A 17132-nucleotide genomic window follows, 5' to 3' on the forward strand; every position below is an offset into this window, starting at 1 on the left:
ATCCAATCATTGTCCTCTTTTCTTTGCTCATACTGCTATTTAATTTTTACAGAACCTTTAGTACCTGTTGCTTTATTCGTAAAAATTAATTGATCTTTTTCAAGATATAAATCAATTGAATGGATATTGTTGATTTTCTTCAATTGTGTTCCATCAAGCTTAGCCTGATAAAGATAGCCGCCATTTGAGTAATTGCTCAAATAAATATTGTTTTTTGTTAACACAAAGTAAGGCGTACTGACATTAAGCAATTTCTTCTTTTCGCTGCCATCCTTTTTCATTCTGTAAAGCTTTTGATTGTCTTTGTTATTAGAGAAATACATATAGGTACCTAATTCTTTGGCGGAAAAAATGTCCTGAAAATAGGCATACTTTGTACTTGTTGCAGCAGGGAATTGCTTTTCATCCCAGGAATGATCTTTCTTTAATGCTGCGGCTGGGGTAAGAAAATACTTATAGCTGATTTCACCAGCGCGGTTTGGCACAGGATCATCCCATGTGGCGTCAACATAGTAATATTCTCCGTCTACTTTCACTAAATTCCATGCATGTACCCCGCCGTTTGCCTTGCCTGTAACTAGGTGAGATTCAATTCCTGCTTCTTTTAATAACAGCTGCATGGTGTGGGCATAGCCTTCACAAACAGCCTGTCCATTCATCAATAACCCATAAGCGGTATAGGATGCATCAGGGACTTGTCCCTTTTGATAGTTTTCCCAATCATAGGCAGTATTTAAGACAATATAATCATGGATGGATTTTACCTTGTCAAATTCTGAGTCTGTTGATTTTATTGTTTGTTTTATTATGGTTTTGATCTTTGTATCCTGTTTGAGGACCATTTCTTTGATTTTTTTTACAGGATATTTATATTTAAGTTCGATTTTTCCGTTTGCATAGGCTGTTGTTCCTTTATGCTGAAAATAAAAGATTTCTGGATGATCGTTTAATACATCATTAATGATTGTGCCAACCTGTTTGTATGAGATGGATTGAGAAGGGAAGCTAGCCGTGTCTTTAAAGCTAGTAATGGCAGCTAATAGATTAGTATACGTTTCTTTATATGCTTTGGAATCAGCTGCAGACACGGTGATCGTATTTTTGCCGGCAATGCTGCCAGCATTCTGCTCTTGTGCAAAAGCAGGAGATGCTTGAATTAAGAGGATGGAAAAAATGAAAGCTAAAACGTAGTTAAACTTTTTCAACATATGAAACTCTCCTTTACGATTTAATTCTTTGCAGAATCAATACGGTAACCCAGCCGTCATAGCGATTGCCTTAGACCTGTGGCTTTGCGTCTCAATCTTTCAATTGATTTGCCGTTACTAGAATTATATACCAAAAATATTATTTATTGTTAAAAAAATTACTAGTTTATTTTTTTAGAAAAAATATGAAAACAAGCATGAGACGATAAGGAGCTGTATATAAATAAGTAATGCTAAAGTTTCATATTGGGTCACATGTTACTGATTCGATCAGGCATGGTGGTAAAAATAAAGGGAATCTCTCTCTTAATTACCCCATGCCTTTTTATGTTCCTAATAGTTGAAATATGGAGTTAATCCATATGCTACGAAAATATATCAATAAACATGAAGCCGCAAGGAGGTGATCTACGTCAGACGATTCGCTAATGACGATTTATTGATCAAAAAGTATGTAAGAATTGCCGTGGAAGAGGGTGAACTTTCCGAAAAATGAGGCTTTATTGCCCTGCATATTGAACGATTAAGGAATGGGAAAAAGACGATTTTTAAAAATAATGAATAGGGGTTGAGTCTGATATGAAAAAGTTTTTACAAAGGCTCGGACGCTCGCTTATGCTGCCGGTTGCGGTATTGCCAGCAGCCGCGATCCTGATGGGGATTGGGTATTGGATTGATCATGATGGCTGGGGCTCTGGAAATGCATTGGCTGCCTTTTTAATTAAAGCAGGGGGTTCAATCCTTGATCATATTCCGATTCTTTTTGCAGTTGGGGTTGCTCTTGGTATGTCTAAGGAAAAGGATGGATCTGCCGCATTAAGTGGGTTAATCGCATTCTTAGTTGTAACGACCATGCTTTCGACGGATACAGTTGCTTTATTGCAAGGGGTTGAACCTGAAAGTGTCAATGCAGCATTTGCAAAAATTGATAATGCATTTTTAGGGATTCTTTCCGGTCTTATTGCAGCATGGATGTACAATCGATTTAGCCATGTAAAACTGCCAGACTTTTTGGCGTTCTTTAGCGGAAAACGGCTTGTGCCGATCATGTCGGCCGTGTCGATGCTTGTTGTTTCTGCAGCCTTATTCTTTATTTGGCCAGTCGTCTACAGTGGATTAGTATCCTTTGGTGAGGCAATTAGCAGTTTAGGGGCTGCCGGCGCAGGAATTTATGGTTTCTTCAATCGCCTCTTAATACCAACTGGTTTGCATCATGCATTAAATGCAGTCTTTTGGTTTGATACGGTAGGCATCAATGATATTGGGAACTTCTGGTCTAGTACCGGGGAAAAGGGTGTTACAGGAATGTATCAAGCAGGTTTCTTCCCGATCATGATGTTCGGCTTGCCAGCTGCAGCTTTAGCGATGTATCATACCGCTAAAACGGAAAAAAAGAAAATGATTGCAGCCTTAATGCTAGCTGCAGGCTTTGCTTCATTTTTCACAGGTGTGACGGAGCCAATTGAATTTGTTTTCATGTTCTTAGCACCAGTTCTTTATGTTGTTCATGCAGCTTTAACAGGTCTTTCCTTATTTATTGCAGCTGTCTTCCAATGGACAGCAGGCTTCGGATTTAGTGCTGGATTTATTGATTTTGTTTTAAGCTTGCGCATCCCGATAGCCAACATGCCCTTAATGCTAGTTGTTCAGGGAATAGGCTTTGCTCTCGTTTATTATTTCTTATTCCGCTATTTAATAGTGAAATTCGATTTGAAAACGCCTGGCAGAGGTGATGATTTGGAAGAAGAATATGAAGGCAGCGTTGGAACTGCCTCAGCTAATAAATTTGCAGAAATGGCAGCAACGATTTATGAAGGTCTAGGCGGGCGTGATAACGTTGTCGCCGTTGAGTATTGCGCCACTCGTTTACGAGTAGAGGTAAAGACCGTCAACCAAGTCGATCAAAGGAAAATTAAATCGACGGGTGTCCCCGGAATCAATATTATCGGGCCGCAAAGCATTCAAGTAATCATTGGAACAAATGTCCAATTTGTTGCGGATGAAGTGGAAAGGATTCGTGAAAATTTATCGTAGTTAGTTGTAGATTTTTAGAAACTCGGTAGGGCAACAAGATCTACCGAGTTTCTATTGTTTTTTGAAGATGAGCAGGCAATCCAGCCCATTGGCAGCAGGCTGGATTTTGCATCATACGATACTAATTTTATGTTTGAATGCACTTAACCCTTGATGTCAAATCACTATATTCGACAAATTTCACAAAAGGTCTTGACCATCCTATAGAACAGGAGTATTATATAGTAGTTGATTGACGAAGGTTTTTTAATCATGATGCGGGTGTAGTTTAGTGGTAAAACCACAGCCTTCCAAGCTGTTGTCGAGGGTTCGATTCCCTTCACCCGCTCCATACATATCACAACGCAGTGTTTCGTTTCGAAAAGAACGAGGCGCTGCGTTTTTCCATTTTAATGGAAGGAAGGATGCTTGATTAGCATCCAATTAGTTCAAATTCCCCATCTCCGCCATGAACTTGAATAAACATATTCATTAATGAATCCACCATTTTTTCTGCTTCATCCTTGCTCATTGCTGGGCGAAGATATACAATTTGGACAGCATTCTTCGTTTTTTCCGTTACACATGTTCTTTCCGAATCAACAAAAGGACTGCCAAAAGGTCCTTTTTCATCTGCGCTCAAAAGCAAATTTTGCAGAGAGTTCACTCGTCCATTCAACCCTACGTATTCTTCGCCTTCAGCACCCTTTCTCATGTCAATTGTCCCGTGTATTTGATCTGCATCATAGATGCCTATTGGGATTTGGTATTGTAAGGAGAAGAAATTATTAATATCAGTTGAACTATTAACTGGCTTCAAATAATCCTGTTTCTTTACTCTTCGGTAAAGGGCTTCAGCAGAATGACGATAACGGTTTGGGTCCTTCCCGCAAGCTTTAAAAATCTGCCGCCATTCTTTAATTCCTTCTAAATCCGTTACATTCTTCTCTTCTAAATCGAAGAAAATCGATTCCTGAAATAATTGCAGACGCCCTTTGACCATTTGCGGGGAATCGCCTACTTGTATATTCTGATAACGAATCACACCAACTTTAAATGCTGGAAAAAGTGTGCAAAGCTCTGGTGAAATACGAATTTCCAACCTTTCCACCTCCAAAAATAGTTAAAAATAGTTTATCATAATAATCGATGCCTTTTAAAATACTTTCATTAATATATATGTAGAAAAGAGAGAAGCTTATGGACTTTTCGCAGCTAAAACAAGAGATCATTGAATATAGCAAGACAATAGGAATAGATAAAATCGGATTTACAACGGCAAGCACCTTTGATGAATTAAGAAATCGACTGATTCGCCAGCAGGAGCTTCAGTACCAATCAGGTTTTGAGGAAAAGGATATTGAAAAGCGGGTGAATCCTGCATTGCTGATGGACAGCCCGCGGTCAATTATTGCGATCGCCCTTGCCTACCCATCGAAAATGAATGAAAGAGTAACGAGTAAAAAAGGGGAGCGGAGAGGCATTTTCAGCCGTGCTTCTTGGGGCGAGGATTATCATCTCATTTTACGTGACCGCCTGAAAAAGCTAGAAGCCTATATTATGGAAAGAGTCCCTGAAGCCAAGTGCAAATCCATGGTGGATACAGGCGAACTAGTGGATCGAGCTGTTGCCGAGCGTGCCGGCATTGGCTGGAGCGGAAAAAATTGTTCCATTATCACCCCAGAGTTTGGTTCCTATGTTTATTTAGGAGAAATGATTACGACCATTCCCTTTGAGCCAGATCAGCCAATTGAGGACCAATGCGGAACATGCAATAAATGTCTAGAAGCATGTCCGACAGGTGCGCTTGTTCAAGGCGGCCAAATTAATGCGCAGAAATGTATTGCTTTTCTAACACAAACGAAGGGCTTTATTGAGGAGCAATATCGAGAAAAAATCGGCAATCGGGTATATGGCTGTGACTCCTGCCAAACAGCTTGCCCAGAAAATAAGGGGAAGAACTTTCATTTTCATGAAGAAATGGAACCGGATCCCGAAATCGTTAAGCCACTGTTAAAACCAATGCTGCAATTAAGCAATCGGGAATTTAAAGAGAAATTTGGATTGCTTGCAGGTTCATGGCGAGGGAAGAAGCCAATTCAGCGCAATGCGATCATAGCTCTAGCACACTTTAAAGACGAATCTGCAGTGGATGAATTAATTGAAGTCATGAAGAAGGACTCCCGTGAAGTGATTCGTGGAACAGCCGCATGGGCGCTAGGAAAAATCGGCGGGGAACTAGCCAAGTCGGCATTAGAGAAAGCGCGGGAAACGGAAAACGATGAAGACGTGCTAGTTGAAATAGAGAGAGGTTTAGCTTTTTTAAGGGAAATAATGGAATGCCCGCAATTAAAGAAAATCGAGAATAATGGGAATTAAACGAGGTTAAAGATGCCCGCTATTAACGAAAAATAAGAACTGCGGTAATCATAGTAATTTTCAAATCTAATACGATAACTTTAATAATATAAGGAATGTCCCATGGACTTCCTTATTTTTTATGAGGTGAAATCAACACTTCTTTCATATCTATAGTAATGAAAGGAGTGTTGGGCAGTGAGAGAACAGCTTCAAGCACATTTGGAGAAAAGGGTTCAACAATGTGTTTCGAATACAGGAAGCACGATCCATTCATGTCAAAAAATTGAGCAGAAAAAGGCAGGATTGGGGATTCGTTCAGGTGAAATTATTAAAGCTCATGCAATTGGAACGATAATGGCTATGGATGAAGAAAAAGAAGAAATTCGGTCAGTTAAATACAATGTTCATTTTAAATATTTGATTAAACAAAAAGGTCTTTTTCATATAGAAGAGGAAATAGAAACTCGGACAGCTGAGTTTTATAAAGGAGTATTAGTGGAAGACAAAGAAATCAATCCCTTTGAAAAATTAACCGTTGAGGATAACCCGTTAAATGAGGAGGAAGAGCCATTAGAAAGGATCTCCTACCAATACGATCGGTTAAAAGCCGTTCAATATGCAGAAAGATGGTGGAATAGCTATAATCCAGCTTATAAATCATTTGAAGTAGATTGTACAAATTATATTTCACAATGCCTTCATGCAGGAGAAGCACCAATGAGAGGATACCCGAACCGTTCGCAGGGCTGGTGGATGAGAAATAATAATTGGAGCTATAGCTGGACGGTCGCTAACTCTTTACGCTGGCATTTGCCAGGTTCTAGAGTGGGATTAAGGGCAAAGGAGGTCTATTCACCTGAAGAATTACTGTTAGGGGATGTGATTTGCTATGATTTTCAAGGGGATGGACGCTTCGATCACACAACAATCGTAACGGCAAAGGATGCGTTTGGCATGCCTCTTGTGAATGCCCATACGACGAATAGCCGAATGCGGTACTGGGCATATGAGGATTCTACAGCATATACACCGAATATAAAATATAAGTTTTTTTCGATAGTGGACGATGAATGATTCGGGAACAAAACAGTGTTATAATAGCATAGATAGCATGAATTTAGAGGTGAAAATCGTGGCATTGCATGTAGTTTTATATCAACCAGAAATTCCAGCGAATACTGGAAATATTGCTCGTACTTGTGCAGCAACAGATACAGTTTTACATTTAATTCGTCCGCTCGGCTTTTCAACTGATGACAAAATGTTAAAGCGGGCAGGCTTGGATTACTGGGAATTTGTAAATATTGTCTATTATGATTCACTTGATGAATTTTATGAGAAAAACGAGGGCGGAGAATTTTTCTATTTAACGAAATTTGGCCAACAGCCACATTCTACTTTTGATTACAGTAACAAGGAAAAAGATTATTATTTTATTTTTGGCAGAGAAACAACTGGATTGCCAAAAGATGTAATTGAAGCGAATAAAAATCGCGCCTTAAGAATACCAATGAATGGCAATGTTCGCTCATTAAATCTATCCAACACGGCAGCTATTCTTATATACGAAGCATTGCGCCAGCAGGATTATTTACATTTAAAATAAAATAAAAAGAAAGCTGCTGTCAGCCCAGCAGCTTTCTTTTTATTTTTCTACACCAGAACCTGGCTTGTCTTCGTACCCAGATGTAAAAATAGCTGTTAAGAATGCAACCATAACACCAAGAATGAGAATAAGCTTCATAACTATGTATCCCCCTTTATAATTGCCAAGCATAAATAACAAATTCATTATAGCCCATTTACACGAAACTGTGAATGAAATGTGTGGAGATTTTTTTACACTTCTTCATATACTTATCATTTCATGCATGTCTATTATTGACATATTCCTCTTTGATCATCCTTTTCATTTTTTAAATAAATAGAAGACCAGATTTTACCTATAAAAAGGACAACCGAAACAGGGCCCAGATTAGCATGTTCATTTGTCGAGCCGCATACAGTATATTAACGTCTTGCGATCATGCGACAGGGGGAGGTCCTTATGGATATTCTAAAAAAAATTGAGATGTTTCGCCATGAAGAGGAAAAGCTGAAATGGGAAGGGACTTTTGGAGAATATTTAGAAATTGTTAAAGAGAAGCCATGGGTTGCCCAGTCCGCACATTCCCGGGTTTATAATATGATTAAAGATGCCGGTGTAGAAGACGTAAAAGGGCAGAAACGATATAAATTCTTCAGCAATCAGCTTTTTGGTCTAGAGGAAGCTCTGGAAAGACTTGTAGAAGAATATTTTCATCCGGCTGCGAAAAGACTGGATGTCCGAAAACGAATTCTTTTATTAATGGGACCCGTCAGTGGCGGGAAATCGACTTTAGTCACTATGTTAAAAAGAGGTTTAGAAGCCTACTCACATCATGAAAAAGGCGCGGTTTATGCGATCAAAGGCTGCCCCATGCATGAAGATCCCCTTCATTTAATTCCGCATCATCTCCGCAAAGATTTCTATGATGAATATGGAATTCGCATTGAAGGGAATTTGTCGCCGCTAAATAGCATGCGGCTTGAACAGGAATATGGCGGCCGGATAGAAGACGTTCTAATTGAACGGATTATTTTCTCAGAGGATCGCAGGGTGGGCATTGGCACGTTCAGCCCGTCAGATCCGAAGTCACAGGATATTGCTGATCTAACTGGGAGCATCGATTTTTCAACGATTGCAGAATATGGATCAGAGTCCGATCCGCGCGCTTATCGCTTTGATGGGGAATTAAATAAGGCAAACCGCGGAATGATGGAGTTCCAGGAAATGCTGAAATGTGATGAGAAATTCCTCTGGCATTTATTATCCTTGACACAAGAAGGGAATTTCAAAGCAGGAAGATTTGCACTTATTTCTGCAGATGAATTAATTGTCGCGCACACGAATGAAACGGAATATCGTTCCTTTATATCGAACAAGAAAAATGAGGCATTGCATTCCCGGATTATTGTCATGCCTATTCCGTATAATTTAAAGGTCACACAGGAAGAAAAAATCTATGACAAAATGATTCGTGAAAGCGATGTAGCCGATGTCCATATTGCTCCTCATACGTTAAGAGTTGCCGCGATGTTTACGATATTAACTCGTTTGAAAGAGCCGAAAAAGGGTGATATCGATCTAGTTAAGAAAATGCGCCTATATGATGGGGAAAATGTGGAGGGGTATAATCGTGCAGATGTGGAGGAATTGAAGAAGGAATACGCAGATGAAGGAATGAGCGGAATTGACCCTCGTTATGTTATCAACCGGATTTCTTCGACGATCATCCGAAAGGAGATTTCATCGATTAATGCACTTGATGTTTTGCGGTCCTTGAAGGAAGGGCTGGATCAGCATCCTTCGATTACGCCAGAGCTGAAGGAACGTTATTTAAACTTTATATCATTGGCCCGTAAGGAATACGATGACATCGCGAAAAAAGAAGTTCAAAAGGCGTTTGTTTATTCCTATGAAGAATCAGCGAAGACGTTAATGGACAATTATCTTGATAATGTGGAAGCATATTGCAATAAGTCAAAGCTTCGCGACCCATTAACAGGTGAAGAAATAAATCCAGATGAAAAGCTGATGCGTTCAATAGAAGAGCAAATTGGCATCTCAGAAAATGCGAAAAAGGCATTCCGTGAAGAAATATTAATTCGCATCTCTGCTTATGCCCGCAAAGGAAAACGATTTGATTACAATTCCCATGATCGTCTTCGTGAGGCCATTCAAAAGAAACTATTTGCTGACTTGAAGGACGTTGTAAAAATCACGACATCAACGAAGACACCAGATGAACAGCAGCTGAAGAAAGTGAATGAAGTAGTTGCACGGCTAATTGATGAGCATGGCTATAATTCCACCTCAGCAAACGAATTGCTGCGCTATGTTGGAAGTTTGCTTAATCGATGAGTTGGTACGGTTTTTAAAAAATAGGAAAGGACAGTCTCATTCGACTGTCTTTTTTACTTTTTAAATCGAATGTTCTAAACGAATTAGAACCTTAATAAAAAAGCAGCTGTCTGGTAGTTAATAATACCACCTAAAAGTTATAGATAATGTGCTGAATCTTCAAATTCATATCAATTTGTTACTAATCTAGATAGTATAAACATAGAACACGAAACCTCAATGGAGTCAAAAGAAATAATAAAGGGTTTTAGAAAAAACTAATAATCTACAGGGCGGAGGGTGTAATGATAACTCTGACTTCTTTAAGAGTGTAGACGCTTTTGCCAGGGAGATTGCACCTGTGGAGAAGTAGTAAAATCAGTTTATATGGAACTTTAGTAAAGTGAAACAAAATAAATTACTTTTTGAAAAGGGGGGCTGTATTTTGAAAGATAATGAAAAAGAGTCTATTTCTTTGCTGAAGGCTGGTAATAAAGAGGAAATGTATGATATTAGCTAAGTATTCAATAATTAATAATAGAAATCTATCTCTATCAATAAAGTCAGGAATAGAGGATGCTGTAAATAAGGTTCGATCTTAAGGAGATTTAAAAGGAGAAAAGTCAAGTTATTTCTTGAATATCAATGTTATCCGCTGTGGATATACAATGAAAAAGGGGATCTAGTTGAGGCATAAGAAGTGGTGGGCTTTACATTTGTGCAAAATTTGATCCCAAAAATAGATGAAGTATCCTCTTTGGAATTGAATTTCTTATATCTTGATCCACTCGCCCAATAATTTACTGGGATCTATCCGTTTGAAAGAAGCATGTTAATGAATATATTCTTCTTTTTCTTACCGAAGCGAGCGAAGGCAAAGTTTGATACAAATGATGGCATAATCGATGCCTTTGTTGCATTAGCTTTCTATATCGCATTCAGTTTTAGGGTATGATCAACGTGCCATTTTTAGAGATTATTATACTTTGGCATTTAGATCGGTTTAAGGGACAGGGTTCCTGTCCCACTGTCCCAACTTGTCCACTTAATAAATATCAACGCCCCTTTATCGAAATAATGTGTAAATTATTTCTGGCTCTTGCATAGGATAGAGTAATAAACACTAAATGGACTAGAGTTGTCCAGGGTTTGTTAAAATCATTGAAAAGATTGAAGTCGGCAAACGGGGTTTTAGAGTTATGGATGATTGCAGATTGACACTCTCGATATTGTATGTTGATTAGTTCAATGTGTGCGTGAAAATTAAATAGAAGGAGGGCAATAAAATGACCGATGCTAATAATCATCAATTTGTAATTTCTCAAGAAGATTGGTCCCTCCATCGCAAAGGCCATGATGACCAGCAGCGCCATCAGGAAAAAGTACAGGAAGCAATTCGAAATAATTTACCCGATCTTATTACTGAAGAAAGTATAGTGATGTCGAATGGTCGAGAAGTAGTAAAAATCCCGATTCGTTCATTGGACGAATACAAAATTCGCTATAATTATGATAAAAACAAACATGTTGGCCAAGGAGATGGAGACAGTCAAATTGGTGATGTCGTGGCGCGTGATGGATCAGCAAGCCAAAAGGGACCTGGAAAAGGGCAAGGTGCAGGCGACCAGCCTGGAGAAGATTACTTTGAAGCAGAAGTTTCCTTAATGGAAATTGAAGAAGCGCTATTTAAGCAGTTAGAGCTGCCTAATCTTAAGCGAAAAGAGCAAGCTGAGAACCTTGTTGAAAACATTGAGTTTAATGATATTCGTAAAACAGGTCTAATGGGAAATATTGATAAAAAGCGAACGATGATGACAGCATTTAAGCGAAACGCAATGACGGGAAAGCCTAGTTTCCATCCGATATATCAGGAAGATTTAAAATTTAAAACGTGGAATGAAGTAATAAAGCCAGATTCAAAAGCAGTCGTGTTAGCGATGATGGATACGAGCGGCTCGATGGGAATCTGGGAAAAATATATGGCTCGAAGCTTCTTCTTCTGGATGACCCGATTTTTAAGAACAAAATATGAAACGGTTGAAATCGAATTTATCGCCCATCATACGGAAGCAAAAGTCGTATCAGAGGACGATTTCTTTTCAAAGGGAGAAAGCGGAGGAACGATCTGTTCATCTGCCTACCGTAAATCCCTCGAACTTATTGATGCAAAATACAACCCTCTGAAATATAATATCTACCCTTTCCATTTCTCAGACGGTGACAACTTAACCTCAGACAATGCACGCTGTGTAAAGCTTGTTGAAGATTTGATGAAGGTATCGAATATGTTTGGGTATGGGGAGGTAAATCAATACAACAGAGCATCATCTCTCCAGAATGCATTTAGAAATATTACTGATGAAAAATTTCGAAAGTATATTATTAAACAAAAGAGTGATATTTTCAATGCATTAAGAAGGTTTTTTAATAGTAACGAGAGAAAGAAGTAATTTAAATTTTACTTCTTTTTTTTTGTTACATTATCAAATTAAAAAATAGGTTAAAATATGAATTATAATAGTGTTTTTTAATTAATTAATAAACATTAGTTGGGAGGTATTATAAAAATGGTAAAAGTTATAAGAGGGGCTTCTGAGAAGTATGCTTCAGTAAAGAGCCTAATAGAATACTTCGAAGAAAGAGCAGAGATTGATGGCATACTCTACTTAGGATATCCTATAATTGGAAGTGTCGAAGGTGCAATTAATATTGATGCTATGTTAGTTTCAAAACAACATGGGGTTGTAATTTTTGATCTTTGTGAAGGAATTAAAGTTGAGAATCGATCTGATATTAGGGATGAGCTGTATAACAAAGTAAAATCAAAATTAACAGATTATAAGACATTACATAAAAGAAGAGATTTAATGGTTGAAATAGGTGTTGTAACATTTGCTTCTGGATGGAAAAATATGTCGGAAAAAGATAGGGAATTTGATGAGGCAACTAAATATGAACATTTAGATAAATTTTTAGATGACCAACAATGGAGTAATAAGGAATATTATGAGTATTTACTTCAAGCTATACAGGCTATTACTAAAATAAGAACATCACCTAAAAGAAAAAATGTAAAGAAGGAAAATTCTAGAGGGGCAAAGTTACAAAGATTGGAAGATTCGATTGCTAATCTTGATCATAATCAAAGTGCTGCAGTGATTGAAACAGTAGATGGTCCACAAAGAATTAGAGGACTTGCGGGTTCGGGAAAAACTATTGTGTTGGCACTAAAAGTTGCATATTTACATGCTAAAAATCCTGACTGGAATATTGCTGTTACATTTAATACAAGAGCATTAAAAAAGCAATTTGAAGATTTAATCACCAGGTTTACATATGAACATAAAAGAGACGAACCAAATTGGGAAAAAATAAAAATTATTCAAGCATGGGGGAGCCCTAATTCTGAAGGGATTTATTATAATCTTTGTAAAGTTCATGGGATTGAATATTATGACCTTGGTTCTGCAAAGAGTCTAACATTTAATAATGATTATTTTAAGGCCGTTTGTAAAAAGGCTCTAAAAGATATCGAAGAATTCATTCCAATGTATGATGTAATTCTGGTTGATGAAGCTCAAGATTTTTCAAAGGAATTTTTATTACTTTGCTATGAAATTTTGGAAAACCCTAAACGTTTAATTTTTGCTTATGATGAACTTCAGTCATTAAATAAAAATACAATGCCCTCACCTGAAGAAATATTTGGAGTAGGGAAAAATAATAAGCCAAGAGTGCAATTGAAAAATGAAAAAGAGAAACCAAAAGAAGATATTATTTTAGATGTTTGTTATAGAAATTCAAGACCTTTACTAGCTTCAGCTCATGCTCTAGGATTTGGAATTTATCGTGATAAAGGTATTGTCCAAATGTTTGGAAATGAAACATTGTGGAAGGAAGTTGGATATGATGTTATCGATGGTGAACTTAAGGAAGGTAAAAATGTTACTTTAGCTAGAAATCTTAATTCTAGTCCACCTTTCTTAGAAAATCATTCTCCTATTGATGATCTAATTATTTTTAAAAGTTTTAAAAGTGATGAAGAGCAGGCAGAGTGGATTGCTGATGAAATAAGAAAAAATATCACAGAAGATGAACTAAGATATCAAGATATTATGGTAATACATACTGATCCAATTACTACACAAGAAGCTGTAAAAAGTATTCGAGGAAAGTTATATAAAATGGGGATAGGGTCACATATAGCAGGTGCAGCTAATCCCGATATATTTGTTGAAAGTAATTCTATCACCTTTACGGGAATTTATAGAGCAAAGGGCAATGAAGCTGGAATGATATATGTGATAAACGGACAGAATTGTTTCGGTGGATTAGAACTTGCTAGAAAAAGAAATATTTTATTTACCGGGATAACTCGTAGCAAAGCTTGGGTAAGGGTTTCTGGTTACGGAGAAGCAATGAATAAACTTGTCGATGAATTTGAGACCATTAAAGAAAATGATTTTGAATTATCATTTAAATATCCTACAGAGGAGGAGAGGAAAAAGCTAAACATTGTTAATAGAGATATGACAAAGGATGTTCAGAAAAAGCTAGAAAATACAATTGGTAGCCTAACCGATGTAATTATTTCAATACAAAAAGGCGAAATTTATTTGGAGGACTTACCAGAAGATCTTAGAGAAGCGTTGAAAGGATTGTTAACTAATGAATCCTAAAGTAACAATCAAGGAGATAAGTGAAATAACAAATAAAGTTATAGCCCTTGGATTAAGTGTAAAAGAAAATTTTCCTCAGTTAAAGCAAAATAGAGATGGTTCAATAACAATTGATTGGGGAAATACTGATAATATCTCTATAGCATTAAAAAATATAAGCTATAGAGATATATATGATGAATTAGAAAAGAATGAATTATTTAATTTTAAGATGATTGATGGAGCATTAATCCAAATAATGTATACTTTTGATAAAGAAGGGCTGTATTCTCATAGATTAGCATTTTTCCCTTCTCATAATCTTGAGACTTATCAAAATGATCCTGAAATATATACAAAGGAGGATTTGTATGCTGATATACTTTCCAAAAGTATAGTTCCTGTTCCAATAAGGTTTGACTATTGTCGTGATGATAATATCCATATTGAAGTTGAGCATGCAAAATCACATGTAACTTTTGGTCAGTATAAAAATTGTAGAATTCCAGTTCTAAGTCCGTTATCTCCGCTAACTTTTGTTGATTTTATTGTTCGCAATTTTTATTCTACTATATATAAACGTTTTTCACTAAATCTAAACAGTACCACAAAATATGATAAAACAATTACGTTAAAAGAAGAAAAAGTATTACATTTTAATATAGTATAAAAAAATGCCACCTAAGTGGCATTTTTTTAATGATGTATTTAGCCTTAGCAGCCCTCTGGTTTTTATATTTAAGGTATTAATGGTAAATATATTAAAAACTTACAGATTTATCATTTTATTCCGAATTAACCTATCTAATTATATAATACTATTGTACTATTTTAGATGGGAGCACCTTGATTAATGAAACAAGGGAGGAAGTAACCTATTGAATTTTAAATATGTTCCAGTATTTCGATATAGAGCACAGGAAAGAAAGGCATTAAATTCTACCTTAATAAGTGAGAAGATACTTCCTTTAATAGAGGTTGTTACTGAAAAGCCCACTAGCAACAGTAAGTCAGATAGTATTCAACAACTAATAAATGATATTAATGAATCAAACACTAGGGTTATGTTGGATTTTCCAATGTATTTAAAATTAAGAAATGCAACTATTAAAACTGTACGTGACTTCTTAACTCCAATTTTGGCAGATCCACTTAAGAGGGTAAAGTTTCTATCAGATGCAAGATTAGTGAACAATAAAGATAAAATTATCCCTGTTATAACTTATAATCCAAACTCGCCTTTTGTAAATGGTTATATGAATTCTCAGGAGCAATATTTAAGACAATACTATGATCAAGTTTCCTTTAGGTTGTATCCTTTACATTTTAGACAGGCAATTACTGAAATAAAAAGTATCATCAAGAAAAATGATATTATTTTACTTGATATTGATGAGTCATCACATGAACTTCCAGATAATAGGAAGTTATATAATCAAGTTCAGGATCTTGCTAATTCGAAATTATGTAAGAGTGTATTAATTAGATCTGCTATACCAAGAACATTGACAAATGTAAATTTAAATCAAGGGAAAATTGTACAAGAGGCGGATAATAGTCTTTTGAAAGACTTTAATGATTTAGGATTTTCGGCTTTTGGGGATTACTGTGGCGTAAAAAAGGATGAATTGAAAAAAGGAGGGATGGTTAGCCCAGGGTATGTTATGTATTCGTGGAATGACAATTCATATTTTGGATTTAAAGGTGTAAGAGATCAAGCTGAAACTTTTGAAAAAATTGTTGTACCAAATGTTACTTCTTCAAATGTTTGGAATGAATTTAATAGAAATCACCGTACAAACTGTTTAGGTTGTAAGAACATAATAAATATTAGAAAAAAAATAAAAAAAGGTAATAGCCAACCGGAATGGAAAGGTTTTGCATGTGGTCATTACCTTCATACAATGGAAGAGTTTTTATAATACACCCAATAAGGGTCTGCTTGTGTTGAGAAAAATGACTGAACATCGATAGGCATTATTTGGACAAAATTTTCACAAAGGTGCTCCCATTTTTCATTGTACCTTTTCTTTAAAATCTTTTTAAAGAGGGTATTGATTTTATTTTGTGAGTATTTTGTTAATATATATTCTTCTAATAACATTCTATCTTCTGGAAAGGTAATTTCTCCTAATTGTTTTAATGCCCAATTAAGTTCTTTTTTTGTTAAGGTAATAATTTGTTCTTTAGGATCAATATAATTATTTTTTAAAGCTTTCTTTTTGAAATGAAATCTACAACTGTTTTTAGAAAGGTTATATGTAATTATTCCGCAGTAATTTGGTATCATTTCTATAGTTTTTTTATAATGGCATGGATGAATTATTATATAAATATACTCAAAAACTTTACTATAATCGTTTATTTGTTTTTCTAACTTATCTAGTGTATCTAATTCCGTTTTAATTTCGTATGCAATAGACTTACCATTAATACGTCCTATATCAAGTCTACTGGATCCAACATTTAATTCAAAGGTGGAAATTTCATTGATTCGATTTAGATATTTTTTAATAAAATTATATTTTATTGTTATTTCTCCTGGGAAATATTTTATTACTAATTCATTAATAATTGAATGTCCAACTAAAGTATTTCTAAAATGTTTTATTTTATTAAAAATTTCTTTAGGCAAGTTCTCTTCAATTATAGACCAAATTTTTATATCTAATAGAAAAGGGTCATACATTCCATAAAGGGTTCGGGAAATTTTACTGATTTCATCTTCCTTAAGACAATTTTCAATAATTTCTATACAATCCTTTAACAAGAGTTTTTTTCCCTCCTTTACAAAACCTTTCTTATTATAAAGCTTTTCCCACATTATTTCTATATTTTAATCAAATATCCTTCATCTAGGTATTTTTTCTTACAATGATATGCTTTTAGGTAATTCATCTAATATAACGGAAAGGACAGTGATTTTAATGTTTAAGCTAATTGGATCAGGAGTTAGATATTATATATTTG

At 35.9% G+C, this 17132-nt stretch carries 12 protein-coding genes, 1 tRNA gene and 1 riboswitch; of the genes, 10 read left to right on the top strand and 3 right to left on the bottom strand.

Annotated features, from left to right (window positions below; genetic code table 11):
* Positions 1–35 precede the first annotated feature (35 nt).
* Positions 36–1208, bottom strand: coding sequence for a DUF5050 domain-containing protein (locus tag RUH74_RS04440; protein WP_313799051.1), 1173 nt, complete (start codon positions 1206–1208; stop codon positions 36–38).
* Between the two features lie 40 nt (positions 1209–1248).
* Positions 1249–1331: riboswitch (cyclic di-GMP riboswitch) on the bottom strand.
* Between the two features lie 456 nt (positions 1332–1787).
* Between RUH74_RS04440 and nagE the strand changes: the two genes are divergently transcribed.
* Positions 1788–3242 carry an N-acetylglucosamine-specific PTS transporter subunit IIBC gene (nagE, locus tag RUH74_RS04445; protein WP_313799052.1) on the top strand — a complete coding sequence of 485 codons (1455 nt, stop codon included), beginning with the start codon at positions 1788–1790 and terminating at the stop codon, positions 3240–3242.
* A 257-nt stretch (positions 3243–3499) separates the two neighbouring features.
* A tRNA-Gly gene (locus RUH74_RS04450) sits at positions 3500–3573 on the top strand.
* Positions 3574–3654: 81 nt separating this feature from the next.
* Here RUH74_RS04450 and RUH74_RS04455 read toward each other — a convergent pair.
* A complete protein-coding gene (locus RUH74_RS04455; RefSeq protein ID WP_313799053.1) occupies positions 3655–4323 on the bottom strand; it encodes a B3/B4 domain-containing protein in 669 nt (222 codons plus the stop codon).
* A 98-nt stretch (positions 4324–4421) separates the two neighbouring features.
* Between RUH74_RS04455 and queG the strand changes: the two genes are divergently transcribed.
* The 8 genes from queG to RUH74_RS04495 all read left to right on the top strand — a co-directional run bounded on the left by queG (position 4422) and on the right by RUH74_RS04495 (position 16084).
* On the top strand, positions 4422–5600 hold the full coding sequence (gene queG, locus RUH74_RS04460; protein ID WP_313799054.1) for a tRNA epoxyqueuosine(34) reductase QueG: 1179 nt from the start codon (positions 4422–4424) through the stop codon (positions 5598–5600).
* A 177-nt stretch (positions 5601–5777) separates the two neighbouring features.
* Positions 5778–6656 carry an amidase domain-containing protein gene (locus tag RUH74_RS04465; RefSeq protein ID WP_313799055.1) on the top strand — a complete coding sequence of 293 codons (879 nt, stop codon included), beginning with the start codon at positions 5778–5780 and terminating at the stop codon, positions 6654–6656.
* 58 nt (positions 6657–6714) lie between these two features.
* Positions 6715–7188: a tRNA (uridine(34)/cytosine(34)/5-carboxymethylaminomethyluridine(34)-2'-O)-methyltransferase TrmL gene (gene trmL, locus RUH74_RS04470; protein ID WP_313799056.1), complete on the top strand. Its 474-nt coding sequence runs from the start codon at positions 6715–6717 to the stop codon at positions 7186–7188.
* Positions 7189–7629: 441 nt separating this feature from the next.
* On the top strand, positions 7630–9525 hold the full coding sequence (locus RUH74_RS04475; protein ID WP_313799057.1) for a PrkA family serine protein kinase: 1896 nt from the start codon (positions 7630–7632) through the stop codon (positions 9523–9525).
* Positions 9526–10790: 1265 nt separating this feature from the next.
* Positions 10791–11954, top strand: a complete 1164-nt coding sequence (yhbH, locus tag RUH74_RS04480; RefSeq protein ID WP_313799058.1) for a sporulation protein YhbH — start codon at positions 10791–10793, stop codon at positions 11952–11954.
* Between the two features lie 117 nt (positions 11955–12071).
* Positions 12072–14183, top strand: coding sequence for a DEAD/DEAH box helicase (locus RUH74_RS04485; protein ID WP_313799059.1), 2112 nt, complete (start codon positions 12072–12074; stop codon positions 14181–14183).
* Positions 14173–14832 carry a DUF2290 domain-containing protein gene (locus RUH74_RS04490; protein ID WP_313799060.1) on the top strand — a complete coding sequence of 220 codons (660 nt, stop codon included), beginning with the start codon at positions 14173–14175 and terminating at the stop codon, positions 14830–14832. Before RUH74_RS04485 ends, RUH74_RS04490 begins: the two co-directional genes overlap by 11 nt.
* A gap of 208 nt (positions 14833–15040) precedes the next feature.
* Entirely contained in the window at positions 15041–16084 is a 1044-nt protein-coding gene (locus tag RUH74_RS04495; RefSeq protein ID WP_313799061.1) for a beta family protein, read from the top strand.
* Here the strand turns inward: RUH74_RS04495 and RUH74_RS04500 are convergent.
* A complete protein-coding gene (locus tag RUH74_RS04500) occupies positions 16060–16932 on the bottom strand; it encodes a sce7726 family protein (protein WP_313799062.1) in 873 nt (290 codons plus the stop codon). The genes RUH74_RS04495 and RUH74_RS04500 overlap by 25 nt on opposite strands.
* Positions 16933–17132: the final 200 nt, after the last annotated feature.

It is taken from the genome of Cytobacillus sp. (genome assembly GCF_032154635.1).
In the GTDB taxonomy this organism is placed as follows: domain Bacteria; phylum Bacillota; class Bacilli; order Bacillales; family Cytobacillaceae; genus Cytobacillus.

Bases quoted from the DNA above. Each gene is read 5' to 3' on its own strand.
- RUH74_RS04490 (WP_313799060.1), top strand. From the start codon at position 14,173: ATGAATCCTAAAGTAACAATCAAGGAGATAAGTGAAATAACAAATAAA.
- nagE (WP_313799052.1), top strand. From the start codon at position 1,788: ATGAAAAAGTTTTTACAAAGGCTCGGACGCTCGCTTATGCTGCCGGTT.
- RUH74_RS04475 (WP_313799057.1), top strand. From the start codon at position 7,630: ATGGATATTCTAAAAAAAATTGAGATGTTTCGCCATGAAGAGGAAAAG.
- queG (WP_313799054.1), top strand. From the start codon at position 4,422: ATGGACTTTTCGCAGCTAAAACAAGAGATCATTGAATATAGCAAGACA.
- RUH74_RS04440 (WP_313799051.1), bottom strand. From the start codon at position 1,208: ATGTTGAAAAAGTTTAACTACGTTTTAGCTTTCATTTTTTCCATCCTC.
- RUH74_RS04485 (WP_313799059.1), top strand. From the start codon at position 12,072: ATGGTAAAAGTTATAAGAGGGGCTTCTGAGAAGTATGCTTCAGTAAAG.
- yhbH (WP_313799058.1), top strand. From the start codon at position 10,791: ATGACCGATGCTAATAATCATCAATTTGTAATTTCTCAAGAAGATTGG.